Genomic DNA, 24043 nt, shown 5'->3' on the forward strand with positions numbered 1-24043 from the left:
CGCCGTTGTTACGGATCGACGCCGTCCAAGGGGAGTGGTGAAAAGGGTGTCAACGGATACCTAAAGGGGCCCCATCTTCCGGGTTGATGGTCTCGCTCTTCGGCCCCGCGCAGCTCAGTATTGGCGTCCGATTTCGCCCAGCATTCGCGTCGCTCCACTGCGAATCATTTGCCAGACCTTGCCCATGGCGGCGAAGTCGGCATCGAGTTCGCGCCTCCATTGCGGGGTGGGCTGCATCTCCCGGTAGCGGGGGCGTCCGTAGCTGCTCTGGGGCCTGCGGCGGGAGCTGGGCAAGGGGCGGGCAGCTGGCATCGTGTTCCTATGAATCCGGTGGATGTGACTCCATCAGCAGGCCCGGGGTGCTGGCGGTGGCCGTTGCTACCGAAGCCCTCCGCTGCTGGGCCGTCGCCCTTGTTCTTGGTGGTCCATGGCCACGCCGGTGGGCAGATTCCCCAGGTCATCACTGAGCTGCTGAACGATCTCGCCCAGGCCCGTCAGGCTCCGGTTTGGTTGCAAGCCCTCACGGCTGATCCTCTGGAGCTGCCCCAGGGGCAATCGCTGCTGTTGGTGCCCCTGCTGCTGACGCCCGGCAGCCATGCCCGTAGTGATGTCCCGGGGATCCGTGATCGGCTGCGCCGAGAAGGGCATCAGGTGTGCACCCTTCCTTTCCTCGGGGCCTGGGGCCCCTGGTTGGAGCATTTGCGCGCGCTGAATGCTCCGGCTGTGTTGCACCATCCCCTTCGGCCAGGGGTGGCGGATCGCTACCTCTCGGCCCTGAGCCGCTACCTGGGGGTGCCCTGCTTAAGTGCAGATCGAAGCGCCCCGAGCGATGCGGCGGCATTGCCCTTGGCCCTTGCGCCCAATCGGATGACGGCCCACCTACGGACGGACGTCTCCCCATGTCTGGCGCTGCTGGAGCGTCCGGCCACCCGTCAGTTCTTGTTCAACCTCCTGCTCGATCTGCCATGACCGCTGACGTTGCCGGCAAGGTGTATCTGGTGGGGGCTGGTCCCGGTGATCCCGACCTCCTGACGGTCAAGGCCCAGCGTTTGCTCAGCCAGTGCGATGCCCTGGTCTATGACTCACTGGTGCCGCGCGAGGTCTTGGCCTTGGTGCCGGACGGTGCCGAGCAGCACTTCGTTGGTAAGCGCCGGGGCCATCACTCTGTGCCCCAACCCAGCACCAATGCCGTGCTGGTGGAGATGGCCAAGCGCCATCGCTGCGTGGTGCGCCTGAAGGGTGGGGATCCCTTTCTCTTTGGTCGTGGCGGTGAGGAGGCAGCCCACCTCGAGCGTCATGGGATCGCCGTTGAGGTGGTTCCCGGGGTGACGGCTGGGATCGCCGCCCCTGCCTATGTCGGCATTCCCGTGACCCACCGCCGTGCCGGCAGTTCCGTCACCTTCGTGACCGGTCACGAGGAGATTGATAAGCGTCGTCCTGGGGTGGATTGGCGCGGCTTAGCCCGCAGCAGTGATGGCCTGGTGATCTACATGGGCCTGCACAACCTGCCCCATATCTGTGAGGAGTTGATTGCCGGCGGCCTGGACGCCTCGACCCCTGCTGCTGCGGTGCAGCAAGGCACGGTGCGGGGGCAGAAGGCGGTGGTCTCCACCTTGGGTGGTTTGGCTGCAGCCGTTCAGGAGGCGGAGCTGGCCTCCCCGTCCATCGTGGTGATTGGCGATGTCGTCAGTCAGCGCGTTGAAAGCTGCGCCCCTGAGCCGGCCCTCGTGGAGATGCCGATTCCGCTCAAATAGGGCTGAGGGCGTCCCAGGTGCAGGGTTCGCAGGGACCATCCGCGAGGTGCTTGGCGCACCTGGGCGGAGAGCCACTGCTGATCCCGTTCCTTGAGGGCTGCTCGATCGCTTAGGTCTTCGCCGCCATAGAGCAGGTTGATGATCCGATCTGGGTCAAGCTCCAGTTCCGCCACCTCATTCCAGAGGCCTTGGCTGGCCTGGGCATCGGCCCGGCCGATCTGTGCCTCGGCGAGGGACTGGGCCAACAAGATCACCAGGGCCTGTTCTTTGCGGGCAGAAAAGCTGTCACTGCTGATCCCGGCGCGGCCCGGGCGGTCAGTGCAGCTGCTGGAGGGGGCTGTCATCGCAACCTTCCAAGGTTTGGACTAACGCTAATCAGGGTTGGGCCAGTTGCCTTCTGGTTGTTAGGCCTCGGCGCGCCAATTGGGCAACCCGAGGGCGTCCCGTTGGCTGAAGCGCTCGCAAACGGCATAGGCCGCGGGAAGGTTGGCGACCCGCTCCCAGCTTCCGTCGCTGTCGTCGTGGTTCACGACATAGCCGCCGCCCCCGTCACGGGCGATCCGGCAGCCATCACCGGTGAGTCCGACGAGATGCAGATGGTCGCCCATGAATCCGACTGCTGACTGGGTGATTTCTAAGGCCGGTGAATGTCTCCCGGCTCTGTGTTCGTTTCCCCACGCAATCAAACGTGAGCCTTTGGAAGGCAAACCAAAAAGCCCTTCACGTTTTCTTTGGGATCGCCCCTGATTGCGCCTTGATTTCTATTTTTTGTAGGTGAATGTGCCTAGTTCATGGTGTGCCTGAGCCGTTCGCCAGTGATCCCCGGTCTCGACCCATGTCAGCAACTGACCATCGACAGCGGCGGCCGGTTAATTGATCTGGACCTGGGCTTCGCTCGAGACCTGCGGCAGGCGGGATCGCACAGCGAAGGGGAAAACGGCCAAGGAGAAGGCGCTGGCCAGAGCGATCTGTGTCAGTTCGCCGCCGGGAATCAGGCGATTGGAGCCGCTCAGCTCGGCAATCAGCAGCAGGCCGATTAAGTAGCCAAACCACCAACGGCCATGCGTCCCATCGAGCGGTCGGCCTTGCCATCGGTTGACTCCCGTAAAGATCAGGGCCGGAACCAGGACGAGGGCGATGGCGCCTTCAACGGCGGTGCGTCCGCACCAGAGCACAGCCCAGCTGGCGGCCATGAAGGTCAGCGGACAGACCAGGGCGGCAGCAGGAAGCGCAAAGGCGCGATGGGCAGTCGGGAGCTGCTGACGGAGGGCCAGCAGGCTGACGGGCCCAACGGCCAAGGCAATCACCAAGCAGGCGGTCAGGAAGCTCACGATCTGCTGCCAGCTGGGGCCAAGCAGCAGCATCACCACGCCAATCACCAAGCTCAGGATGAGTGCTGTGCTGGGTACGGCTTGGCGGTTGAGGTGCTCCAGCCGTCTGGGCAGCAGACGCAGGCTGCCCATCATCCAGGCCACCCGGCCGGAGAGCCCCAAGTAGGTCATGGCGGTCGCTCCCGGGGAGATCACCGCATCACTCAGCAGCAACCCCACGACCCAGCTCAGACCGAGTCCCATGGCGATCGCCGCCAGGGGGCCGCCGTGGGCGCTCAGCTGCAGCGCTCCCCAGCCCGCGCCCAGGCTGCTGTGGGGCACCGCCACGAGAAAGGCCAGCTGCAGCGCTAGATAGATGGCGATGGAGAGCCCCAGTCCAAGGCCCATGGCCAGGGGCACGGTGCGTTGGGGGTCTCTGGCTTCGCCCGCCAAATCCATGGCGGTGCGAAATCCCAGCAGGCTGAAGAGGATGCCGCCACTGCTGATGGCATGAACAATGCCGGGCAGCCAGTTCTCCCCTGCGCCGGGTGCTCCCACGGTTACCAGCAGATTGCTCCAGTCCGATGCGCTGAGCATCAGGACGGCCGAAATCAGGAGGGGAATGACCAGCTTCCAGCTGGTCAGGGTGTCAATCCAGCGGGCCAGGGTGCGCACCCCCGCCAAGTTCACCCAGGTCATCAGCACTAGCAGCAGAGCGGCGAAGGCCATGCCCCAGGGACTGAGCACCTGGCCTTGGCCGCCATCGAGGGTGAGCCAGGGCAGGTCGCTGGCCAGGTACTCGATCATCGCCAGCACCTCAATGGTGGGAAGGGCCAGGTAGGCCACCCAGGCGCACCATCCGCCGATGAACCCGGCCAGGCGGCCATGGCTGAGCATTGGGATTTGCGCCAGGGCGCCGGAGCTGGGTACCAGTGCCCCGAGTTCGGCGAAGACCATGGCCAGGCCAAAGGCCAGCACTCCGCCCAGGAGCCAAGCGATCAGGCTCGTAGCCCCGGCGCTGCGGGCGGCATAGAAGGGTGCGAACAGCCAGCCCGAGCCGATGGTGCCGCTCACCACCGCCAGGGTCAGGCTGCGCAGGCCGAGGCTGCGCGACAGGGCCATTTGGGGTGTTTCCTGCAGTGCTTCCCATCCTGGTCAGCTCTGGCTAGAGCGAAACCAGTGATCCTTCTTTTCGATGTCGGCTTTCATGCGTGCTGGAGTCACCGCCTTGATCGGCGCTGGTGCCCTCATGGCGTCTGCCCCGGCTTTGGCCTCCTGTCAGTTCCTCGCCCCCGTGGGCGGTAATGGCCAGAGCAACATCGTCACCAAGACCATCAGCCTGGGCAGCCCCTTGCCCTTCAGCCGCCCGAACTGGAACACCGATTTCTTCGTTAACCAGCCCTACAGCAGCTACAAGCTGTTCTTCACCGCCAACTCCTCGGTGAGCGCGACGTATCCGATTCAGGCCTACCTGAAGTTCACCGACGGCTCCAATCTCCGGGTCGTCAATGACTCCTATGCCCCCAATGTCGGCACCGGCCGTCAGTGGACCGTTCGTGCTGTTCCCGGCAAAACGGTGAACCAGGTGAACTTCAAGATCGGCGCCAGCGGCGATCAGGCGGCCACGGGCTTCACCTACCGGATCTCCGTCCAGGGCTGCAATTAGAGCAGGAAGTAGCGCTGCGCCATCGGCAGCACCTCGGCGGGTTCGCAGCTGAGGAGTTCGCCGTTGGCAAAGACCTCGTAGGTCTGGGGGTCCACCTCCACCTTGGGCAGGGCGGTGTTGTTTTTCATCGCCGCCTTGCTGATCCCACTGCGGGTATTGAGCACCGGGACGCAGGAGCGTTCCAGTCCCAGTCTCCGGGGTACGTCGTTGTCCAGGGCCGCTTGGCTCACGAAGGTGAGACAACTGGGGGCCAAGGCTTTCCCGAAGGCGGCAAACATGGGCCGTCCATGGACGGGGCCAGGGGTGGGGATGGAGGCGTTGGCGTCGCCCATTTGGGCCCAGACGATGGAGCCCCCCTTGATCATGAGCTCTGGTTTCACCCCAAAGAAGCCGGGCTTCCACAGCACCAGATCCGCCAACTTGCCCACTTCCACAGAGCCCACCTGCTGATCGAGGCCATGGGCGATGGCAGGGTTGATGGTGGTCTTGGCGATGTAGCGCTTCAGGCGGGTGTTGTCGTTGCGGCCGCTGTCCTCGGGGAGTGCGCCCCGTTGCACCTTCATCTTGTGGGCCGTCTGGAAGGTGCGGGTGATCACCTCACCGACGCGGCCCATGGCCTGGGAGTCGCTGGCGATGATTGAGAAGGCGCCGATGTCGTGAAGGATGTCCTCGGCGGCGATGGTCTCGCGGCGGATGCGCGACTCGGCGAAGGCCACATCCTCCGGAATCTTCGGATCGAGGTGGTGGCACACCATAAGCATGTCGAGGTGCTCCTCGAGCGTGTTGCGGGTGTAGGGGCGCGTCGGGTTCGTGCTGCTCGGCAGGACGTTGGCTTCGCCACAGATTTTGATGATGTCGGGGGCGTGACCACCACCGGCCCCTTCGGTGTGGAAGGTGTGGATCGTGCGGCCGCCGATGGCTCGGATCGTGTCCTCGACAAAGCCCGCTTCATTGAGGGTGTCGCTGTGGATGCAGACCTGCACATCCATCCGATCGGCAACGCTCAGGCAGCAGTCGATGGCCGCCGGAGTGGTGCCCCAGTCCTCATGCAGCTTGAGCCCGCAAGCGCCGGCCTGGACCTGCTCCTCAATCGCCTCTGGGGTGGAGGCGTTGCCCTTGCCAAAGAAGCCCAGGTTGACCGGCAGCCCCTCAGCGGCCTGCAACATCCGGCTGATGTGGAAGGCCCCGGGGGTGCAGGTGGTGGCGTTGGTTCCTGTCGCCGGGCCGGTACCGCCGCCGAGCAAGGTGGTCACCCCACTGGCCAGGGCCGTTTCGATCTGCTGGGGGCAGATGAAGTGAATGTGGGTGTCGATCGAGCCCGCGGTGAGGATGTGTCCCTCCCCGGCGATGGCTTCGGTGCCTGGGCCCACGACGATGTCGACCCCTGCCTGGGTATCCGGGTTGCCCGCTTTGCCAATGCCGCAGATGCGGCCATCGCGGATGCCGATGTCGGCTTTGACGATGCCCCACCAGTCGAGGATCAGGGCATTGGTGATCACGGTGTCCACCGCTCCGGCTGCCCGCGTGGTCTGGGCTTGCCCCATGCCATCGCGGATGACCTTGCCGCCGCCGAATTTCACTTCATCGCCGTAGACGGTGAGGTCCCGTTCCACCTCAAGGATCAGCTCTGTGTCCGCCAGGCGCAGGCGATCGCCGGTGGTGGGGCCGTAGGTCTCGGCGTACTGACGGCGGGAAATCCGGTAGGGCATGGGGTGTCCGTTCAGTCGAGGGGGCCGTTGATCAGGCCGTTGAAGCCAAAGACGCGTCGTCCGCCTGCGAAGGGAATCAGCTGCACTTCGCGGCTGTCGCCAGGCTCAAAGCGGATCGCCGTGCCCGCAGGAATGTCGAGCCGTTGTCCCCGGGTGGCCTCGCGGTCGAACTGCAGGGCGGCATTGGCCTCAAAGAAGTGGAAGTGGGAACCCACCTGAACGGGGCGATCTCCGGTGTTCGCCACCAGCACCGTGGTGATGGGGCGTCCGCTGTTGAGCTCCAGCTCCCCTGGTTCGGGAATCAGTTCGCCGGGAATGAGTGCAGCCATGGCCGATCAGCGAATGGGGTCATGCAGGGTCACGAGCTTGGTGCCGTCGGGAAACACCGCCTCGATCTGGACTTCGTGGACCAGCTCAGGGATGCCCTCCATCACCTGATCTCGGCTCAGCCAGGTGGTTCCCTCGGCCATGAGTTCCGCCACGGTTTTTCCGTCCCGGGCCCCTTCGAGCACCAGGAAGCTCAGCCAGGCCACCGCCTCGGGATGGTTGAGCTTGAGGCCGCGGTTCAACCGGCGTTCGGCCAAGAGGGCCGCGGTGACGATCAGGAGCTTGTCCTTCTCCTGAGGGGTCAGATGCATGGCGGGGCAGGAGCCTGATCCAGTTGATCAGAAGCCTTCACTCTGGTTGCGCGCTGGACCGTCCTCTGTTCAGGCTGAACACTCAGCCGCCTGCTCCAAGGGGTTTTCCTGAAAGGGCCAGACCCGGGGAAGCTCCGGCGGGGATTGCCCTTGGATGGAGCGAAGTAAGGCCCAGATGCGGCAGAACCAGAACCGGGCGGCTTGGCTGGAGGGGCCGCGATAGCGGGCTACCAGGCCCTGCTCGAGGGCGCCGCAGGCCATGGTTCCTTCGAGACCAGCGCGCTGCTGGCGGCAGGCTTGGAGTAATTCTTCGATGACAGCTGGGGGGAGTGGTTCCCCGGCGATCCAGGTCAGGGAGCCGAAGACCGGCTGGGCTGCCATGCCGTGTTCCCCCGTCAGAGCTGCATCCTTGAGCTCCAGGCGATCGACCAATTCCCAGCGTCCGCCGTTGGCTCCGCTGCGGTGGATCTCCAGGGCGGAACGCCAGCAGCCCTGCTCGAGGGACTCCCCCGCGGCGGTGCGCCCCAGGCGCACGACCTCCGCTCCGAGGAAGCTGGCACCCGGTTCCAGCTCGATACGGCAGGTCTGCTCGAACAGGCCATTGGCGTAGAGCACCAGCTCCTGCGGAAGCCATTCGAGTTGGCTGCCCTGTTTGAGTTCAAACCTCAAGGCCTGCCGAGACCAGCGTCCCTGCGGTTGTTGGCGGGAGCGTCCAACGCTTCCGTAGACCTTCTGGGCTGCGACGCTGGTGAGTAGGGCCTGGCTCTGGGGTGCGAGCTGGGCGCTGATCTCGAGTTCGTCACCACCGACCAAGCCCCCGGCGGTGTGCAGGATCGGCAGCTCGCAGTGGCCACTGCTCTGCCACTGGGCGCGCTGCAATTTGAGCGGGGAGCTGGCCTGTCCTTGGTGAATGGTCCGTTCGCCCCCCGCCGAGCCCCTTCGCTCGAACTGGAGCGCGACACGTCCCCTCCAGGTGGATTGCGACTCAGCCATGGGCGCATACTCCGGTTCCGCCGGTCCAGCTTTGGTAGCAATCGGCACAAAGGCCCGGTGCGGTGGCTCGTCAGGGTGATGGCCCTCGGGTCGCCTCAGGTGGAGCAGGGTTCAGCGATCGTGTTGGTGGAGCGCCGCCCCAAGGGTGTGCTGCCGGAGCTCGGCCCCAAGGCGTTGACCTTGGCGTTGACGGCGGATGAGCGCACCAGCCTGCGGGGCCATCGCCGCAGTCGCTGCGGGCGGGATCTGGTGCTGCAGCTTCCCCGGGGCGCTGCCCTGCAGCCCGGTGATCAGCTGCTGAGTGACGACGGCTGTTGGCAGGTTCTGGTGGAGGCGGCACCGGAGCCGGTGATGCAGGTGCGCAGCGCTGAGCCCCTGGCTCTGCTGCAGGCTGCTTATCACCTGGGTAATCGCCACGTGGCGATGGAGCTGCACCCCGACCGCTTGGTTCTGTTGCAGGACAGCGTGTTGGCGGAGCTGCTGCGCCAAAGGCAGCTGCAGGTGGACTGTCTGGATGCTCCATTTCAGCCGGAGGCCGGTGCCTATGCGGGCGTTCCCCATGCCCACTCCCATGGCTGATCGGCAATTGGCGCGGCTCAGGCTCTATCAACTGGTGAGTCCGGCCTTGCCGGTGGGGGCCTTCAGTTATTCCGAGGGTCTTGAGGTCTTGGTTCAGGCCGGTCAGGTCACCTCCGAGCAGGCGATGGAGGATTGGCTCAGCGCTGAGTTGCGGCGTGGTGGGGTGGCGATTGAGGCTGCAGCGCTCGCGCCCTTGATGGCGTTCATGCGCGCCTGGAAAGACGGTGAGCCGCAGGCGGAGCAGGAGCTGCGCAGCCTTGATCAGTGGTTGCTGGTGCAGCGGGAATCAGCGGAGCTGCGGGCTCAGCAGCGGCAGATGGGGCGTTCGCTCCTGCAGTTGTTGGCGGATCTGGGCTGGCCCTTGCCCCGAGCTGGAACGTTGTTGGCCTGGCCGGCGGCCTATGCCTGGGCCTGCGCGGTTTTGGAGTTGGACTCCCCGGAGGTGGAGGAGGTCTACCTCTATTCCTGGGTCGCCAACCAGCTCAGTGCAGCGGTGCGCTTGGTGCCTCTTGGGCCAACCCAGGCCCAGCGGCTGCAGTTGAGGCTCGCTCCGCTTCTCGCTCAGCGGGCTCAGGAGCTGGCGTCGATGGATCCAGGCCAGCAGTGGAATGGCGGCGTCGGTGCGGGGCTGGCCCAGCTGCGCCACGCAGAGCTCTACTCCCGCCTGTTCCGCAGTTGAGCTGAGCACAATGCAAAGAATGAATTGGCGAAGGAGATGACCACCAGTCGTCTGCGGGTTGGTGTGGCTGGGCCCGTGGGCTCGGGAAAGACCGCCCTCGTCGAAGCCCTCTGCCGGCGCCTTCGTGATCGGTTGGAGCTGGCGGTGGTCACCAACGACATCTATACCCAGGAGGACGCCCAGTTCCTGACCCGCGCTGGCGCTCTGGAGCCCGGCCGCATTCGCGGTGTGGAAACCGGGGGCTGTCCCCACACGGCGATCCGGGAGGACTGCTCGATCAATCGAGCTGCGGTCGCGGACCTCGAGGCGGCCTACCCGAATCTCGATCTGGTGTTGGTCGAGAGCGGCGGCGACAACTTGGCGGCGAGTTTCAGTCCGGAGCTGGTGGATCTCTGCATCTACGTCATTGACGTGGCCGCCGGCGACAAGATTCCGCGCAAGGGAGGGCCCGGCATCACCCGCTCCGACCTGCTGGTGATCAACAAGATCGATTTGGCTCCGATGGTGGGGGCCAGCCTGGAGGTCATGGAGCGTGACACCGAGCGGATGCGCTCGGGCCGGAGCTGGTGCTTTACCAACCTCCACAGCGGCGAGGGCCTCGAGCAGGTCGAGGCGTTTTTGCTGCAACAGCTACCGAAGTAGTCGCCGATTGGTGGCCGTTGATACGGCGCAGAGGGCGGCAAATCTCCTGGTGAATCGGCGCGAGTCTGATCAGTCTCGCAATTGCCGATTTGGTGCTTATTGCTACCCGTGAGCACCTGCCTCGATCAATACATTCCTCGCACCGCTGAACGACGGCGGCGGCCTTCATTGATTCAAAGTTATGGCATCTCCTTTGATGCGAAAGTCTTCGTTGCGTCTGCTGACCGGTGCAACGGCTCTCGCCACTTCTCTGAGCCTGGTGGCTTGTGGTGGTGGTGATTCTGCCTCCAATGTTCAGTACGACGACACGGTCAAGGTCGGGATTCTTCACTCCTTGACCGGTACGATGGCGATCTCGGAGTCCACTCTGGTGGACACTGAGAAGATGGCTATTGATGAGATCAATGCCGCCGGTGGTGTCACCGTTGATGGCAAGAAATACAAGATTGAATACATCGTTGAAGACGGCGCTTCCGACTGGCCGACCTTCGCTGAGAAGTCCAAAAAGCTGATCGATCAGGACAAGGTGCCTGTGGTCTTCGGTGGTTGGACGTCAGCAAGCCGAAAGGCGATGCTGCCCGTCTACGAGTCGAAGGACGCGTTCCTCTACTACCCGATTCAGTACGAAGGTCAGGAGTGTTCCAAGAACATCTTCTACACCGGTGCAACTCCGAACCAGCAGTCGGAGCCTGCAACTGAGTTCATGTTCAAGAAGTCGCCTGCCGCTGGCAAGCCCTTCTTCCTGGTGGGATCTGACTACGTCTTCCCCCGCACCTCCAACACCATCACCAAGCAGCAGCTCAAGTCTCTGGGCGGCAAGGTGGTTGGCGAGGACTACCTGCCCCTGGGTAATACCGAAGTCGCTCCGATCATCGCCAAGATCAAAAAGGCGATGCCCAACGGCGGTGTGATCATCAACACCCTCAATGGTGACCAGAACGTTGCCTTCTTCAAGCAGATCCAGGACGCCGGTCTGACCCCGGAGAATGGCTACTACGTGATGAGCTACTCCATCGCGGAAGAAGAGATCAGCACCATTGGACCTGAGTTCCTTGAGGGCCACTACGGCGCCTGGAACTACATGATGTCGATCGACACCCCGGCATCGAAGAAGTTCGCCGCTGACTTCAAGAAGAAGTACGGCAGCGATCGCATGGTCGCCGACCCGCAGGAGTCGGCTTACAACATGGTCTACCTCTGGAAGGCCGCCGTTGAGAAGGCCAACAGCTTCGATGACGACAAGGTGCGCGAAGCCCTGATTGGTATCGAATTCGATGCGCCCCAGGGCAAGGTCAAGGTGATGCCGAATCACCACCTCTCCCAGACCGTGCGCATCGGTGAGATCACCAAGGACGGTCAGTTCAAGATCCTCCAGTCCACCAATGGTCCTGTGGCTCCCCAGGCCTGGAACCAGTACGAGCCCAGCTCCAAGGGCTACGCCTGCGACTGGACCGACGCCAAGAAGGGTGAGCGCTACAAGCTCTGATCGCCCTCTCCGGTTGCTCTGACTGATGGAGGAGTCCTTCCGGGGGCTCCTCTTTTTCTGCTTTCTCCCTTGCTGCCCTGCTTCGGATTTCCGTGCAATTGCTGTTTGAAAGCCTCTTCAACGGAGTGGCCATCGGCTCGGTCTTGCTGATGGCCGCCCTTGGATTGGCGATTGTGTTCGGCTTGATGGGGGTGATCAACCTCGCCCATGGCGAGCTGATCATGCTCGGCGCCTACACGACCTACGTCGTGCAGCTGATCTTCAAGCTGCCGGCCTTTGAGCCCGTTTACAACCTTTATGTCTTGGTGGCGATTCCGCTGGCCTTCGTGGTGAGCGGCGTTGTCGGAATCCTGCTGGAGCGCACCGTCATTCGCCGTCTCTACGGCAATCCCCTGGAGACCCTGCTGGCGACCTGGGGCGTGAGCCTGATCCTCCAGCAGTTTGTGCGCAGTGTTCCGCTGGCGACGGCTGCTGGAGTGGTTCTCGCCTTGGTGGTGGGCTTCAGCTTGCCGCTGCTCTTGCCGGCCCCCCTGCTCGAAGGCCCGCGGGCGCGGCTGGTGCGTGCCGGTTGCTGGGCCACCTCGGCGCTTGCCGGGGTGCTGTTGGCCGGTGGACTGGCCTCCCAGATCTCGCGGATTGCCCGGGCGACCTCCCGCAACGTTGATGTGACTGCGCCCCAATGGATGCGCGGCGGCCTGGAGTGGGCCGATCTCACCCTGCCGGTGCCCCGGTTGGTGATCATCGCCATGACGGTAGTTTCTGTTCTGGGCGTCACCCTGTTCCTCAACCGCAGTGTTTGGGGAACACGCATACGGGCGGTGACCCAGAACCGCACGATGAGCGACTGCCTGGGTATTCCCACCGACACGGTCGATGTCCTGACCTTTGGCATCGGTTCTGGACTGGCGGGAATCGCTGGTGTGGCTGTCTCGTTGTTGGGTTCGGTGGGGCCGAACGTCGGTGGTTCTTACATCGTGGGCTGCTTCATGGTTGTGGTGCTGGGCGGCGTCGGCAACCTCTTTGGCGCCGTTCTGGCGTCCTTCGCGATTGGCTGGCTGACGGATCTGATCGGTGCCGGCCGTCTGCTCAGCCTCTGGCCGGCCATGCCGTCGCCGCTGGCCGCCACGGTGAAGTTTTTTGCGACCACGAGCATGGCCCAGGTGATGGTCTTCGCCCTGATCGTGCTCTTCCTGCAATTCCGTCCCGCGGGCTTGTTCCCGCAGAAGGGACGCATGGTGGAGGCCTGAACCAATGTTTCTACGCCTTCAACAGTCCCGCTGGCCAAAGCTGCTGCTTTGGGTGGTGATCATCGCTGCGATCGTCGCGGCTCCGGCGGTCCTTCCCGTCTTTCGACTCAACCTGCTGGGACGCTTTCTCTCCTTGGCGATCGTCGCCCTGGGCATCGATCTGATTTGGGGCTTCACGGGGTTGCTCAGCCTTGGGCAGGGCATCTTCTTTGCCTTGGGGGGCTATGCGGCCGCCATGTATCTGCAGCTGAATAGTTCAGCGGGTTTCCCCAATGGGATTCCGGAGTTCTTCGGTCTCTACGGCGTGAAGCAACTCCCGGCGTTCTGGGTTCCGTTCCATTCGCCCCTGTTCACCCTGGTGGCGATCTGGCTCATCCCCGCGGTGTTGGCCGCTGTTCTGGGGAACCTGGTCTTCCGTAACCGGATCAAAGGGGTCTACTTCTCGATCCTGACCCAGGCGGCCCTGCTGGTCTTTTTCAACTTCTTTAACGGCCAGCAGAAATTGATCAACGGCACCAACGGTCTCAAGACCGATGTGACCCAGCTGTTTGGTCAGATGGTGGGTTCACCAGAGATGCAGCGCGGCTTCTTCTGGTTCACTGCCCTGATGGTGATTGCGGCCTGGGCCTTTGTGCGCTGGGTGGTCCGCGGCCGCTTCGGCGATGTGTTGATCGCCATTCGCGATGACGAGCCGCGGCTGCGCTTTGCGGGATTCAATCCCACCTTGTTCAAGACGATCGTCTTCGCCATTGCCGGTGGTCTGGCCGGCATCGGCGGAGCGCTCTACACGGTGCAATCGGGCATCGTTTCGCCTCAGTACATGACCGTTCCCTTCTCGATCGAGATGGTGATTTGGGTCGCCGTTGGCGGACGGGGAACCTTGGTGGGGGCGATCTTGGGTGCCGTGGCGATCAACTACGCCAAGAGCCTCGTGAGTGAAGCCATGCCCCAGAGCTGGCTGTTCATCCAGGGCGGTCTGTTCATCCTCGTGGTCACTGCCCTGCCGGAGGGTGTGATCGGTTGGTGGCGTAGCGACGGCCCCCGCAACCTGCTCTCGCGCCTGGGCGTCGCCCGGCGCATGGGGACCTACCCGCAACTGGAACTGGAAGGACAAGAGGAGGTTCAGCCATGAGTGCACCGTTGCTTGAGCTGAGCCAGATCACCGTCAGCTTTGACGGCTTTCTGGCCCTGCGCGATCTGAATCTCAGCCTCCAGCCCGGGGAGCTGCGGGCGGTGATCGGCCCGAATGGTGCTGGCAAGACCACCTTCTTGGATGTGATCACCGGCAAGACCGCTCCGACGGAGGGAGATGTGGTCTTCAAGGGCCGCTCCTTGGTGGGTCGCGCAGAGCACCGCATTGCCCGGCTGGGGATTGGTCGCAAGTTCCAAAGCCCGCGGGTGTTTGAGAAGCTCAGCGTTCAGGAGAATCTGGCCTTAGCTGTCAGCCGGCCGAAGCAGCCCTGGCCCCTGCTGTTTGGCGGTCTTGGTTCAGGGGAGCGCGATCGGGTTCAACACCTGATGGGCATCGTCAACCTGCAGAGCCGCGCCGATTGGCAGGCCGGGGCGCTTTCCCATGGCCAGAAGCAATGGCTAGAGATCGCGATGCTGGTGGGACAGGACCCCGATCTGCTGCTGGTGGATGAACCGGTGGCGGGCCTGACCGATGAGGAGACCGACCTGACGGCTGATTTGCTCAAGTCCCTCGCTGGTGATCACACCGTGCTGGTGATCGAGCACGACATGGAGTTCATCCGCCGCTTGGAGAGTCCCGTGACGGTGCTGCACCAGGGCCACGTCCTCTGCGAGGGAACGATGGATCAGGTGCAGGACGATCCCCGGGTGATTGAGGTCTATCTCGGAACATCAGAGGAGGAACACCCATGACCGCCCTGCTGGAGATCCGCGGGCTGAACACCTATTACGGCGAGAGCCACATCCTGCGCGATGTCGATCTCACCGTGAATGCCGGAGAGATGGTCTGCCTGATTGGCCGTAATGGGGTGGGAAAAACCACCCTGCTGAAGTCGCTGATCGGTTTGCTGCGGGCCCGTCAGGGCACGATCGTGTTCAACGGTGCGGCCCTGGACCGCCAGGCGCCCCACCAACGGGCCCGCGCTGGTGTGGGCTACGTCCCCCAGGGGCGCGAGATCATTCCGCAGCTGACGGTTGAGGAGAACCTGATGCTCGGCATGGAGGCCCTCCCTGGAGGATTGGCCCGCCATCGCCGCATTGATCCCTTCGTCTATGAGTTGTTCCCGATCCTGAGGGAGTTTTTACCCCGCAAGGGCGGGGACCTGAGCGGCGGTCAACAGCAGCAGTTGGCGATTGCCCGGGCCCTGCTGGGGCAGCCCAAGCTCCTGCTCTTGGACGAGCCCACCGAAGGGATTCAGCCCAACATCGTGCAGGACATTGAGTCCGCGGTGCGCCGGATCATTGCTGAGACCGGCATCGGTGTTTTGCTCGTCGAGCAGCACCTCCACTTCGTTCGCCAGGCGGATCGTTACTACGCGATGCAACGGGGGGGCATCGTGGCCAGCGGTCCTACCCGTGAGCTCAGTCAGGACGTGGTTAATCGCTTCCTCAGCGTCTGAGCTCAGTCCGCCAGGAGTGGATCAAAGAGCGCTCTGACCTCTTCCAAGCTGAGGGGAGTCAGAGCGGCTCCATCCACGCTGGTGATGGGTCTGCAGCTGAGGCTGTTGATCAGCAGCCAACGGTCGCCGTCTTGGGGTGTGGCATCCAACTGCTCTTCTGTGGCTAGGCCACGCTCCAGCAGTTGCCCCCGCATGACCCCGGGGAGGCAGCCGCTGCTGAGCGCGGGCGTGAGCCATTGCCCTTGGCGCTGCACCAGCAGGTTGGCGGCGGTCCCGCAGCAGAGTTCACCGCTGGTACTCAGCAGTAGGGCGTCTTCGGCTCCGGCGCCGCGGGCCTCGCGGCGGGCTTGCACCGCCTGCCCGTAGGCAAAGGTTTTGCAATGACTCAGGCGGCTGGAGCCATTGCGCCGCTCATGGCGACTGACGATGACCTGAACCGGCGCAAACGTCGGGGCATGGGCGCTGAGCTGCAGCCAGAAACGCGGATCCAGGGCGTCTGGGCGATCCAGACCGCGGCCGCCGCTGCCGGCACTCCAGTTCAGCCGCAGGGCGCCCTGGCCTGCAGGCAGGTTGCAACGCGTAATCGCTTCCTCCACCAGTGGTTGGACCACGGCCGTTTGGGGCGGTTCGGGCAGGCCCAGCAGCGCCGCACTACTGCGCCAGCGCTCAAGGTGGGGCTCCAGTAGACGGGCACGTCCGTCCAGCACCAGCACCGTTTCGAACAGGCCATCGGCGAGCAGTAAGCCGCGGTCGTTCAGGGGGAGTTGTAGGGCGTTGGCTTCGCCCCAGCGCCCATCGCTCCAGACCAGGCTGTGGCCTGTCATGCCAGGGCCTCCAGCAGCGGGTTCAGCTTCCAACCCAGCTCCTCGGCTTCAGCTTTGGGATCGGAGTCGGCCACGATCCCGCAGCCCGCATGGCAGCGCAGGGTGGTGCCGTGTTGCAGCACGGTGCGGATCAGGATGCTGCTGTCGAAGCTGCCATCCCAATCCCGCCGTAGCAAGGAGCCGCAGTAGGGCCCGCGGGCCACGGGCTCGAGTTCAGCGATGCGCTGGCAGGCCCGTAACTTGGGCGCCCCTGTGATCGAGCCCCCCGGCCAGCAGGCCTCGAGCAGGTCCACCCAGTCGGCTCCGGCTTTCAGTTGCCCGGTCACCACAGAGGTGAGGTGGTGGACCTGCGCGTAACTCTCCAGTCCGACCAGTTGCGGGACTTGGATCGAGCCGCTTTGGCAGACCCGGCCCAGGTCGTTGCGCAGCAGGTCCACGATCATCACGTTCTCGGCGCGGTCTTTGCTGCTGCAGACCAAGTCCGCTGCCTGGTCGGCGTCCTGCTCCGGATCGGATCTCCGCGGCCGGGTGCCTTTGATCGGCCTGGTCTCTACCAGGCCGCTGGGGCTGACCTGCAGAAAGCGTTCCGGCGAGGCGGAGATCACCGCTTCTCCAGGGGCCACGACCAGGCCGGCGAAGGGGGCGGGGCAGCGCCGCCGCAGCCGCTCAAACAGCTGCAGCGGGTCGGCGGGAGCGGGCAGCTCAGTGGAGCAGCAGGCGGTGAGGTTGGCCTGAAAGATGTCTCCGCTCGCGATCCGTTCGCGGATCTGCTGGACCCCATCGCTGAACTGCTCTGGGCTGGTCTGCCACTGCCAGTCCGCAATGGCCGCCGCAGCTGCTGGGCCGGGGCCGCTGGTTGCCAGTCCTGAGGCCCAGGTGGCCATGGCTTCGAGGCGCCCTGGATCGAACCCCTCCAGCCAGAGGGTGCGCTCCTGCAGGTCAAAGCGAAAGATGGGGTCGTGGCGCGCCATCCAGAGGGTCGCCATCGCATCGGGCTTCCAGTGCGCCGCGGGTTCCACCCAGGCCGCCGCCTCGTAGCTCAGCCAGCCGCACCAGTGCCCTTCCCCGAGCTCCCGCAAGGCCGCAAACGGATCGCAGCTTTCGGTTTCCCCGGGGAGGCCGCGGCAGACGATCTGCTCGAGCGGGTCGGCGGCCAGGCTGGCCCAGCGCCCCAAGTCTCTGCCGTCCCCATCCAGCCAGATCAGCCCCTCTGATCCAAAACGGGCGGCGAGATGGCGGGCTAGATCAGCGGGTTCGATCCAGGGCAGCGGCGCTCTGGCCATCACTCAGCGGCTCGCCAGATCGGGGCGCCCGGCCTCGATCAGGGCCGCATCACGAATCCGGCAGCTGTCGCAGACGCCGCAGGGCTGCTCGCCGCCGCTATAGCAGCTCCAGGTTTGATCAATCGGGACCCCCAAGCGCAGAGCCTCTTCGACGATCTTGGTCTTGCTCCACTCCACCAGGGGGGCCCAGAGCTGGGTGCCATGGCCCTCGCGGCCGGCTTTGCTGGCCAGGTCGGCCAGGGTCTGGAAGGCGCCGAGGTAATCCGGACGGCAGTCGGGGTAGCCGGAGTAGTCGACGGCATTGACCCCCAGGACAAGCCGCTCGGCCCCGCGCGCTTCCGCCAGGCTTAGGCCGATGGCGATGAAGACCGTGTTCCGCCCCGGGACATAGGTGCTGGGGATGACGCCCTCCTTCACGCCTTCGCTGGGCACATCCATGGCGGTGTCGGTCAGGGCGGAGCCGCCCCAGGCGGCCAGGTTGACCTGGATGGTTTGGTGTTCGGCGAGGCCCAGGGTCTGGGCGACGGCCGCGGCGGCCTGCAGCTCGCGCCGGTGGCGCTGGCCGTAGTCGAAGGAGAGGCCGATCACGCGGTAGCCCTCCGCTTGGGCGAGGGCGGCGGCGGTGGCGGAATCCAGCCCTCCGGAGAGCAGGGCGATCGCAGTGGGCAAGGTTTCGGTGGAGGGCACCGACTCCATGATGCCCACTCGCCTCAGCGCACCCCCAGCCACTTGTGGGATTGCAGGCTCAGGCGCCAGCGAGGCTGGGACTGCACAAACTCCAGGGCCAGGGCCTGGCCTTCGCGGCAGTCCCAGCCCGGTTGCAGCAGCCAGGTCGCCTGGGGGGCCTGGCTGGCGCTGACCTCGGCAAAGAGCAGATCTGCAGCGTCATGCACCACGACCTTCAGCTCATCGCAGCGTTGCAGCAGCTCGGCCCGGGGAGGTTGATGGCGCTTGGGGGAGAGGCTGATCCAGTCGGGGGATCCCGTCAGGGGATCCACGCCGCTGGTTTCCAGGTGGATGGGCAGCGAGCAGTGCTGGCGGATGGCCGCGCTGAGCGCGTCGAGGTTGTGGTGCAGCGGTTCGCCGCCCGTGAGTACAACGAAGGACGCGCCCGCTGAGGCCGCCTCTGCGCAGGCCAAGGCCAGTTCCTCAAGGCTCTGCTGCGGGTGCACCTCGGCGGGCCAGGAGTGCTTGGTGTCGCACCAGCTGCAACCGACCCTGCAGCCCCCGAGACGAATGAAAAAGGCGCTGCGGCCGGCATGGAGGCCCTCCCCCTGCAGGGAGTGGAAGGTCTCCACGACGGGTAGGCCGCTGGAGCCCAATGGCTCCTGCTCACTCATGCCGCCGAGATGTTCGCCCCTTGGGCAATCGCTTCACTGGGGCTGGAGGGCAGGCGCTGTTGCGCCGCTTCGATCAGACCCCGGAAGAGCGGGTGGGGTTGGCCCGGGCGGGAGAGGAATTCCGGGTGGTACTGGCAGGCGGTGAAGAAGGGGTGGTTCTTCAGCTCGATCAGCTCCACCAGGCGGCCATCGGGGGAGGTGCCGCTGATCTCGTAGCCCGACTCCAGGAAGAGGTTGCGGTAGGCGTTGTTGAACTCGTAGCGGTGGCGGTGGCGCTCGTAGACCACCTCATCGCCATAGACGCGGTGGGCCAGCGTGCCGGGCGCGACGCGGCAGGGGTAGACCCCGAGGCGCATTGTGCCGCCCAGGTCGACCACATCCTGTTGCTCGGGCAACAGGTGAATGACCGGGTGCGGGCTGTCAGCGTTCAGTTCGGCGCTGGTGGCTCCCGTCAGTCCGGCCTGGTTGCGGGCCCACTCGATCACGGCACATTGCATCCCCAGGCAGAGGCCGAGGAAGGGGACCCGCTGCTCCCGGGCCCAGCGGATGGCCGCCACCTTGCCGTCGACGCCGCGGTTGCCAAAGCCACCGGGGACGACCACGGCATCCATGCCGCGCAGCAGGGCCTCCGGCCCTTGCTCTTCGATTTGCTCGGCACAGATCCAATGCAGATCCAGGGCGGCATCGCGGTCGATGCAGGCATGGCGCAGGGCTTCGACCACCGAGAGGTAGGCGTCGTTGAGCTGCACGTACTTGCCCACCAGGGCCACTTTCACGGCGGGGCCGGGGTTGCGCAGCTTGGTGACCATCTGCTCCCAGCGCTGCATGTCGGACTCGTGGTCCGTCAGGCCCAACAGATCGAGCACCTCGCGGCAGAGCCCCTCCTTCTCGAGGGTGATCGGAACGGCGTAGATGCTGTCGGCATCGAGGGCGGGGATCACCGCCCGGGTGGGGACGCCGCAGAAGCCGCCGATCTTGCCCTTCAGCTCCTCATTGATCTCGCGGTCGCTGCGGCAGACCAGGACGTCGGGCTGGATGCCAATGGAGCGCAGCTCCTTGACCGAGTGCTGGGTCGGCTTGGTTTTGAGTTCACCGGAGGTGCCGATGTAGGGCAGCAGGGTCACGTGCACGTAGGCCAGGTCGTTGCGGCCCACATCCCCCCGGAATTCGCGGATGGCTTCGAGGAAGGGCAGGGACTCGATGTCACCGACCGTGCCGCCGATCTCGGTGATCACCACATCAGCACCACTGTTGGCGGCGACGCGGTGGATGCGCTCGCGGATCTCACCGGTGATGTGGGGGATCACCTGCACGGTGCCGCCGTTGTAGTCGCCGCGGCGCTCCTTGTTGATGACCGATTGATAGATCGAACCGGTGGTCACGCTGTTCAGGCGCGACATGGCGGTGTCGGTGAAGCGCTCGTAGTGACCCAGGTCCAGGTCGGTCTCGGCGCCGTCTTCGGTGACGAAGACCTCACCGTGCTGGAACGGGCTCATCGTGCCCGGGTCCACGTTTAAGTAGGGGTCGAGCTTCAGGATTGAGACGCTGTAGCCGCGGCTCTTGAGCAGGCGCCCCAGGCTGGCCGCCACGATCCCTTTGCCGATGCTGGACACCACGCCACCGGTCACGAAGACGAATTTGGCCATGGCTCCTGAAGCGACCCTTCAATGTACCGGCCTGATCTAGGGGCCCTCGCCGCGAAGGTCTATTGATCCAGCAGGCTGCGGAGCATCCAGGCGGTTTTTTCGTGGATCTGCAGCCGTTGGGTCAGCAGATCGGCCGTGGGCTCATCGCTGGCGGCATCGGCCAGGGGGAAGATGCTGCGGGCGGTGCGGGCCACGGACTCGTGGCCGCTGACCAGCAGCCGAACCATCTCCAGGGCGGCGGGTTGCTGGGGGGCTTCCTGAATGGAGGCGAGCTTGGCCAGGCTGCTGCCGCCATGGGGGGCGACGACCCCGAGGGCGCGGATGCGTTCGGCGATGACGTCCAGGGCGGTCCACAGCTCCGTGTACTGGTCCATGAACATCAGATGGAGCGTGTTGAACATCGGCCCCGTGACGTTCCAGTGGAACCCGTGGGTGTTGCCGTAGAGGACATAGGTGTCCGCCAGCAGGCGGCTGAGGCCCTGGGCGATCTCCTGGCGCTGGGCCTCGGGGATGCCGATGTCGATGCTGGGCATGGAATTGGCCATCTCTCGGGCGCGCTGCTGCCCGATTGATAGCTGGATTTTCAGCCGCTGGGAGCGCTGTCTCCGTCGATGTTCAGCAAGTAGTCATGCACCCGGCAGCGGCGCTGGGGTTGCCGCAGTTTGAGCAGGGCGCGGGTTTCGATCTGGCGGACGCGCTCACGGGAGAGGTGCAGGTCTTCGCCGATCTGGGAGAGGGTTTGCGGGGTGTCGTTCTCCAGGCCGAAGCGCAGGCGGATGACCTCGGCCTCGCGGCCGCTCAGCTCCTCGAGGAGGGCTTCGAGGTCGTCGTGGAGTTGGGTCTTGGTCAGGGCCTGCTCCGGGGTGGCGTGGCCGTCCTCCAGCAGATCCCCCAGCTCCGTGTCTTGGTCGCGGCCCACCCGGGTGTCCAGGGAGACCGAGCGCGGCACCCGCATCAGGGTGAGGCGAATCACCTCTTCGCTGAGGCCCAGTTCCTTGGCGAGGTCGGCCACGGAGGCCAGACGTCCGTGTTCGCTGGCGATCTGGCGCTGCGCTTTTTTGATCCGGTTGAGCTTCTCGGTGACGTGAACCGGCAGCCGGATCGTGCGGCTTTGGGTGGCGATGGCCCGGGTAATCCCCTGGCGGATCCACCAGTAGGCGTAGGTGCTGAAGCGGAAGCCGCGGGTGGGGTCGTACTTCTCCACCGCCCGCTCGAGCCCCAGGGTGCCCTCCTGCACCAGGTCCAGCAGCTCCATGCCCCGTTGCTGGTATTTCTTGGCGACGGCCACCACCAGGCGCAGGTTGGCCTGGATCATCCGATCTCGGGCCCGGCGCCCCTGGTGGAGCGCCTGCTTGAGTTCGGCGATGCTCAGCTCCGAGAGGGTGGCCCAGGCTTCATGGCCTGCCTTGAGGGACGCTTTGAGCTCGGCGCCGCTGCGCTGCTGGTGTTCGGACCAGAGCTGAAGGCTGGGCCAGTGCCCCAGATGGGAGGCCAACTGTTGGCGGCTGTGCTCCAGCTCCTCCAGGACCTGGACTTCAGGCGATTGTTGGGCGAGTTTGCGGCGTTCCTGCAGCAGTCGTTCGCGACGCTGGACCAGCCGGGCCAGGGTGAGTTCCTCCTCATGGCTGAGCAGGTCAACGCGACCGATGTCCTGCAGGTACAGGCGCACCAGGTCACTGCTGCCGCGCTTTTTGCCGGAGTTTGCTGGTGGACGGGGAGGACCTTTGGCCATAGGCCGATGGCGATTGCCACCATCAAGCTTCAGGTCTCAACTGAGACAGTGCCCTAAAGCCTTTGTTTGTATTCGGGTTCTGCCGGGAAGGATCAGTCCTCCTCGTCCACCCAGGTGCTGGCCACATGCAGCTCCTCGAGCTGCTTCTCGGCCACGCCGCCGGGGGCGCTGGTCATCAGGCAGCGCGCCTGTTGGGTCTTGGGGAAGGCGATGGTGTCGCGGATGGACTCCTCGCCCGCCAGCAGCATCACCATCCGGTCGACCCCGAAGGCCAGGCCGCCGTGTGGCGGGGCGCCCATGTCGAGGGCTTCCATCAGGAAGCCGAACTGGGCATTGGCCTCCTCCAGGGGCAGGCCCACGGTCTCCAGCACCTGGCGCTGCAGGGCCGAATCGTGGATGCGCAGAGAGCCGCCACCGAGCTCTAGGCCGTTGAGCACCAGGTCGTAGGCCTGGGCGCGGGCGCCGGGCAGGGTCTCGGCCCAGGCGGCCGGATCGCTGCCGAGGTCGTCGGTGTTTGGGGCGCAGAAGGGGTGGTGCAGCGCCTCGTAGCGGTTCTCGTCGGCGTTGAACTCGAACATCGGGAAATCCACCACCCAGAGGAAGTTCCAGCTGTCGTTCTCGCCGTCGGCTTTGACCATGCCCAGTTCCCGGGCCAGGTACTGACGGACGCGGTCCAGGGCCTTGTTGACCGTTGCGGTGTCGCCGGCCCCGAAGAGGATCAAGGTGCCGGGCTCGGCGCCAGTGCGCTTCAGCAGCTCCGCCTTCTTCTCGTCGCTGAGGTTGTCCTTGATGGCGCCGATCGTGTCGATCTCACCGCCTTCGCGGACGCGGATGAAGGCCAGGCCGCCGGCGCCGGCTTTTTGGGCTTCGCTGAAGACATCGCCGCCGGGTTTGATGCGGACGTTGGAGACGGCGTCGTTGCCGCCGGGGACGGCGATGCATTTGACCGAGCCCCCGGAGGCCACGGCGCCGCTGAAGACCTTGAAGCCCATGTCAGCCACCAGGTCGCTGACGTTCACCAGCTCCATGCCGTAGCGGGTGTCGGGGCGATCGGTGCCGTAGCGCTCCATGGCCTCGTGCCAGGTCAGGCGCGGGAAGGGTCGGGGCAACTCGATGCCTTTGACGCTCTTCCAGATGGCTGCGATCAGGGATTCATTGAGCTCCAGGATCTGCTCCTGATCCATGAAGCTCATCTCCATGTCCAGCTGGGTGAATTCCGGCTGGCGGTCGGCCCGAAGGTCCTCGTCGCGGAAGCAGCGCGCCACTTGGTAGTAGCGCTCGATGCCGCCCACCATCAGCAGCTGCTTGAACAGCTGGGGGGATTGGGGCAGGGCAAACCACTCGCCGCCGCAGACCCGGCTGGGGAGGATGTAGTCGCGGGCTCCTTCGGGGGTCGAGCGCGTCAGCACAGGTGTCTCGACCTCGATGAAGCCTTGCTCTTCGAGGAAGCGGCGCGCGGCCTGAATCGTCTGGGCGCGCAGGCGCAGGTTGCTGTTCATGCGCTCGCGGCGCAGGTCGAGGTAGCGGTGGCGCAGCCGCAGCTCCTCGCGGGTGTTCTCCTCGTCGTGCACAGAGACGGCAAAGGGCAGGTTGCCCTTGACGCTGTTCAGCACGCGGATGGAGCTGGCCAGCACCTCGATCTGACCGGTGGAGAGCTTGTCGTTAATGGCATCGGCGGGGCGCTCGCGCACCTTGCCCTCCACCTGGATCACCGTTTCGTTGCGCAGGTGTTCCGCCACGGCGAACATCTCGGCGCCGTTGTCGGGGTCGACGGTGATTTGAACGGTGCCGCTGCGGTCGCGCAGATCGATGAAGATCACACCGCCGTGGTCACGGCTGCGGTCGACCCAGCCGCACAGCTGCACAGCCTGGCCGGTGGCGCTCTGACGCAGGTCGCCGCATCCGTGGCTGCGCATGTGGAAAC

27 protein-coding genes are annotated in these 24043 nt (G+C 64.9%); 11 read left to right on the forward strand and 16 right to left on the reverse strand.

Annotated elements, in window-relative coordinates; translation table 11 throughout:
- Positions 1-114: 114 nt before the first annotated feature.
- Positions 115-294: a hypothetical protein gene (locus ACXIQ9_RS05220; RefSeq protein WP_296418885.1), complete on the reverse strand. Its 180-nt coding sequence runs from the start codon at positions 292-294 to the stop codon at positions 115-117.
- Positions 295-420: 126 nt separating this feature from the next.
- On the opposite strand from ACXIQ9_RS05220, the gene ACXIQ9_RS05225 reads away from it, so the two are divergent.
- Positions 421-969: a hypothetical protein gene (locus ACXIQ9_RS05225; RefSeq protein ID WP_363155132.1), complete on the forward strand. Its 549-nt coding sequence runs from the start codon at positions 421-423 to the stop codon at positions 967-969.
- Complete coding sequence (gene cobA, locus ACXIQ9_RS05230; protein WP_247476700.1) at positions 966-1754, forward strand: uroporphyrinogen-III C-methyltransferase; 789 nt, start codon at positions 966-968, stop codon at positions 1752-1754. Before ACXIQ9_RS05225 ends, cobA begins: the two co-directional genes overlap by 4 nt.
- Here cobA and ACXIQ9_RS05235 read toward each other — a convergent pair.
- From ACXIQ9_RS05235 to ACXIQ9_RS05245, 3 genes are all read right to left on the reverse strand, one after another.
- Positions 1691-2098, reverse strand: a complete 408-nt coding sequence (locus tag ACXIQ9_RS05235) for a hypothetical protein (RefSeq protein WP_247476701.1) — start codon at positions 2096-2098, stop codon at positions 1691-1693. The two genes, cobA and ACXIQ9_RS05235, sit on opposite strands and share 64 nt — an antisense overlap.
- Positions 2099-2158: 60 nt before the next feature.
- Positions 2159-2362: a hypothetical protein gene (locus ACXIQ9_RS05240; RefSeq protein ID WP_459015970.1), complete on the reverse strand. Its 204-nt coding sequence runs from the start codon at positions 2360-2362 to the stop codon at positions 2159-2161.
- A 261-nt stretch (positions 2363-2623) separates the two neighbouring features.
- Positions 2624-4186, reverse strand: a complete 1563-nt coding sequence (locus ACXIQ9_RS05245; protein WP_459015971.1) for an APC family permease — start codon at positions 4184-4186, stop codon at positions 2624-2626.
- Between the two features lie 73 nt (positions 4187-4259).
- On the opposite strand from ACXIQ9_RS05245, the gene ACXIQ9_RS05250 reads away from it, so the two are divergent.
- The gene (locus ACXIQ9_RS05250; RefSeq protein ID WP_459015972.1) at positions 4260-4730 is read left to right on the forward strand and encodes a hypothetical protein; all 471 of its coding nucleotides are present in this window, start codon (positions 4260-4262) and stop codon (positions 4728-4730) included.
- On the opposite strand, the gene ureC is transcribed toward ACXIQ9_RS05250, so the two are convergent.
- The 4 genes from ureC to ACXIQ9_RS05270 form a co-directional block, all read right to left on the reverse strand.
- A complete protein-coding gene (gene ureC / locus ACXIQ9_RS05255; RefSeq protein WP_459015973.1) occupies positions 4727-6439 on the reverse strand; it encodes an urease subunit alpha in 1713 nt (570 codons plus the stop codon). The two genes, ACXIQ9_RS05250 and ureC, sit on opposite strands and share 4 nt — an antisense overlap.
- An 11-nt stretch (positions 6440-6450) precedes the next feature.
- Positions 6451-6768 (reverse strand): urease subunit beta, encoded by a 318-nt coding sequence (locus ACXIQ9_RS05260; RefSeq protein ID WP_247476706.1) that lies wholly within the window; start codon positions 6766-6768, stop codon positions 6451-6453.
- A 6-nt stretch (positions 6769-6774) separates the two neighbouring features.
- A complete protein-coding gene (locus ACXIQ9_RS05265) occupies positions 6775-7077 on the reverse strand; it encodes an urease subunit gamma (RefSeq protein WP_010313747.1) in 303 nt (100 codons plus the stop codon).
- Positions 7078-7146: 69 nt separating this feature from the next.
- A complete protein-coding gene (locus ACXIQ9_RS05270) occupies positions 7147-8070 on the reverse strand; it encodes an urease accessory protein UreD (protein WP_459015974.1) in 924 nt (307 codons plus the stop codon).
- A 57-nt stretch (positions 8071-8127) separates the two neighbouring features.
- On the opposite strand from ACXIQ9_RS05270, the gene ureE reads away from it, so the two are divergent.
- The 8 genes from ureE to urtE all read left to right on the forward strand — a co-directional run bounded on the left by ureE (position 8128) and on the right by urtE (position 15294).
- The gene (gene ureE / locus ACXIQ9_RS05275) at positions 8128-8649 is read left to right on the forward strand and encodes an urease accessory protein UreE (protein ID WP_459015975.1); all 522 of its coding nucleotides are present in this window, start codon (positions 8128-8130) and stop codon (positions 8647-8649) included.
- Positions 8630-9328, forward strand: a complete 699-nt coding sequence (locus tag ACXIQ9_RS05280) for an urease accessory protein UreF (protein WP_459015976.1) — start codon at positions 8630-8632, stop codon at positions 9326-9328. The genes ureE and ACXIQ9_RS05280 overlap by 20 nt, the downstream gene beginning before the upstream one ends.
- A 36-nt stretch (positions 9329-9364) precedes the next feature.
- A complete protein-coding gene (gene ureG, locus ACXIQ9_RS05285) occupies positions 9365-9970 on the forward strand; it encodes an urease accessory protein UreG (RefSeq protein ID WP_029626041.1) in 606 nt (201 codons plus the stop codon).
- 196 nt (positions 9971-10166) lie between these two features.
- Positions 10167-11456, forward strand: a complete 1290-nt coding sequence (urtA, locus tag ACXIQ9_RS05290; RefSeq protein ID WP_459015977.1) for an urea ABC transporter substrate-binding protein — start codon at positions 10167-10169, stop codon at positions 11454-11456.
- A gap of 92 nt (positions 11457-11548) precedes the next feature.
- Positions 11549-12703, forward strand: a complete 1155-nt coding sequence (locus tag ACXIQ9_RS05295; protein ID WP_247476711.1) for an ABC transporter permease subunit — start codon at positions 11549-11551, stop codon at positions 12701-12703.
- 4 nt (positions 12704-12707) lie between these two features.
- Complete coding sequence (urtC, locus tag ACXIQ9_RS05300) at positions 12708-13835, forward strand: urea ABC transporter permease subunit UrtC (RefSeq protein WP_459015978.1); 1128 nt, start codon at positions 12708-12710, stop codon at positions 13833-13835.
- A complete protein-coding gene (urtD, locus tag ACXIQ9_RS05305; protein WP_010313730.1) occupies positions 13832-14587 on the forward strand; it encodes an urea ABC transporter ATP-binding protein UrtD in 756 nt (251 codons plus the stop codon). Before urtC ends, urtD begins: the two co-directional genes overlap by 4 nt.
- Positions 14584-15294, forward strand: coding sequence for an urea ABC transporter ATP-binding subunit UrtE (urtE, locus tag ACXIQ9_RS05310; RefSeq protein WP_459015979.1), 711 nt, complete (start codon positions 14584-14586; stop codon positions 15292-15294). The genes urtD and urtE overlap by 4 nt, the downstream gene beginning before the upstream one ends.
- A 2-nt stretch (positions 15295-15296) precedes the next feature.
- Here the strand turns inward: urtE and ACXIQ9_RS05315 are convergent, their stop codons facing one another.
- From ACXIQ9_RS05315 to aspS, 8 genes are all read right to left on the reverse strand, one after another.
- Complete coding sequence (locus tag ACXIQ9_RS05315; protein ID WP_459015980.1) at positions 15297-16118, reverse strand: aminotransferase class IV; 822 nt, start codon at positions 16116-16118, stop codon at positions 15297-15299.
- Positions 16115-17401, reverse strand: a complete 1287-nt coding sequence (locus tag ACXIQ9_RS05320) for an anthranilate synthase component I family protein (RefSeq protein WP_459015981.1) — start codon at positions 17399-17401, stop codon at positions 16115-16117. Before ACXIQ9_RS05320 ends, ACXIQ9_RS05315 begins: the two co-directional genes overlap by 4 nt.
- A 3-nt stretch (positions 17402-17404) precedes the next feature.
- On the reverse strand, positions 17405-18097 hold the full coding sequence (gene queC, locus ACXIQ9_RS05325; RefSeq protein WP_459015982.1) for a 7-cyano-7-deazaguanine synthase QueC: 693 nt from the start codon (positions 18095-18097) through the stop codon (positions 17405-17407).
- 14 nt (positions 18098-18111) lie between these two features.
- Positions 18112-18741: a 7-carboxy-7-deazaguanine synthase QueE gene (locus ACXIQ9_RS05330; protein ID WP_459015983.1), complete on the reverse strand. Its 630-nt coding sequence runs from the start codon at positions 18739-18741 to the stop codon at positions 18112-18114.
- Positions 18738-20387 (reverse strand): CTP synthase, encoded by a 1650-nt coding sequence (locus ACXIQ9_RS05335; RefSeq protein WP_459015984.1) that lies wholly within the window; start codon positions 20385-20387, stop codon positions 18738-18740. The genes ACXIQ9_RS05330 and ACXIQ9_RS05335 overlap by 4 nt, the downstream gene beginning before the upstream one ends.
- 59 nt (positions 20388-20446) lie before the next feature.
- Positions 20447-20932, reverse strand: coding sequence for a Dps family protein (locus ACXIQ9_RS05340; RefSeq protein WP_010313715.1), 486 nt, complete (start codon positions 20930-20932; stop codon positions 20447-20449).
- 38 nt (positions 20933-20970) lie between these two features.
- Positions 20971-22119, reverse strand: coding sequence for an RNA polymerase sigma factor, RpoD/SigA family (locus ACXIQ9_RS05345; protein ID WP_459015985.1), 1149 nt, complete (start codon positions 22117-22119; stop codon positions 20971-20973).
- A gap of 92 nt (positions 22120-22211) precedes the next feature.
- Complete coding sequence (gene aspS / locus ACXIQ9_RS05350; protein WP_296416124.1) at positions 22212-24035, reverse strand: aspartate--tRNA ligase; 1824 nt, start codon at positions 24033-24035, stop codon at positions 22212-22214.
- Positions 24036-24043 lie beyond the last annotated feature (8 nt).

The organism is Synechococcus sp. LTW-G, assembly GCF_054459035.1.

Coding starts and splice junctions, on each gene's coding strand:
- cobA (WP_247476700.1), top strand. CDS start 966: ATGACCGCTGACGTTGCCGGCAAGGTGTATCTGGTGGGGGCTGGTCCC.
- ACXIQ9_RS05235 (WP_247476701.1), bottom strand. CDS start 2,098: ATGACAGCCCCCTCCAGCAGCTGCACTGACCGCCCGGGCCGCGCCGGG.
- ACXIQ9_RS05240 (WP_459015970.1), bottom strand. CDS start 2,362: ATGGGCGACCATCTGCATCTCGTCGGACTCACCGGTGATGGCTGCCGG.
- ACXIQ9_RS05245 (WP_459015971.1), bottom strand. CDS start 4,186: ATGGCCCTGTCGCGCAGCCTCGGCCTGCGCAGCCTGACCCTGGCGGTG.
- ACXIQ9_RS05250 (WP_459015972.1), top strand. CDS start 4,260: ATGTCGGCTTTCATGCGTGCTGGAGTCACCGCCTTGATCGGCGCTGGT.
- ureC (WP_459015973.1), bottom strand. CDS start 6,439: ATGCCCTACCGGATTTCCCGCCGTCAGTACGCCGAGACCTACGGCCCC.
- ACXIQ9_RS05260 (WP_247476706.1), bottom strand. CDS start 6,768: ATGGCTGCACTCATTCCCGGCGAACTGATTCCCGAACCAGGGGAGCTG.
- ACXIQ9_RS05265 (WP_010313747.1), bottom strand. CDS start 7,077: ATGCATCTGACCCCTCAGGAGAAGGACAAGCTCCTGATCGTCACCGCG.
- ACXIQ9_RS05270 (WP_459015974.1), bottom strand. CDS start 8,070: ATGGCTGAGTCGCAATCCACCTGGAGGGGACGTGTCGCGCTCCAGTTC.
- ACXIQ9_RS05280 (WP_459015976.1), top strand. CDS start 8,630: ATGCCCACTCCCATGGCTGATCGGCAATTGGCGCGGCTCAGGCTCTAT.
- ureG (WP_029626041.1), top strand. CDS start 9,365: ATGACCACCAGTCGTCTGCGGGTTGGTGTGGCTGGGCCCGTGGGCTCG.
- urtA (WP_459015977.1), top strand. CDS start 10,167: ATGCGAAAGTCTTCGTTGCGTCTGCTGACCGGTGCAACGGCTCTCGCC.
- urtC (WP_459015978.1), top strand. CDS start 12,708: ATGTTTCTACGCCTTCAACAGTCCCGCTGGCCAAAGCTGCTGCTTTGG.
- urtD (WP_010313730.1), top strand. CDS start 13,832: ATGAGTGCACCGTTGCTTGAGCTGAGCCAGATCACCGTCAGCTTTGAC.
- urtE (WP_459015979.1), top strand. CDS start 14,584: ATGACCGCCCTGCTGGAGATCCGCGGGCTGAACACCTATTACGGCGAG.
- ACXIQ9_RS05315 (WP_459015980.1), bottom strand. CDS start 16,118: ATGACAGGCCACAGCCTGGTCTGGAGCGATGGGCGCTGGGGCGAAGCC.
- ACXIQ9_RS05320 (WP_459015981.1), bottom strand. CDS start 17,401: ATGGCCAGAGCGCCGCTGCCCTGGATCGAACCCGCTGATCTAGCCCGC.
- queC (WP_459015982.1), bottom strand. CDS start 18,097: ATGGAGTCGGTGCCCTCCACCGAAACCTTGCCCACTGCGATCGCCCTG.
- ACXIQ9_RS05330 (WP_459015983.1), bottom strand. CDS start 18,741: ATGAGTGAGCAGGAGCCATTGGGCTCCAGCGGCCTACCCGTCGTGGAG.
- ACXIQ9_RS05335 (WP_459015984.1), bottom strand. CDS start 20,387: ATGGCCAAATTCGTCTTCGTGACCGGTGGCGTGGTGTCCAGCATCGGC.
- ACXIQ9_RS05340 (WP_010313715.1), bottom strand. CDS start 20,932: ATGGCCAATTCCATGCCCAGCATCGACATCGGCATCCCCGAGGCCCAG.
- ACXIQ9_RS05345 (WP_459015985.1), bottom strand. CDS start 22,119: ATGGCCAAAGGTCCTCCCCGTCCACCAGCAAACTCCGGCAAAAAGCGC.
- aspS (WP_296416124.1), bottom strand. CDS start 24,035: ATGCGCAGCCACGGATGCGGCGACCTGCGTCAGAGCGCCACCGGCCAG.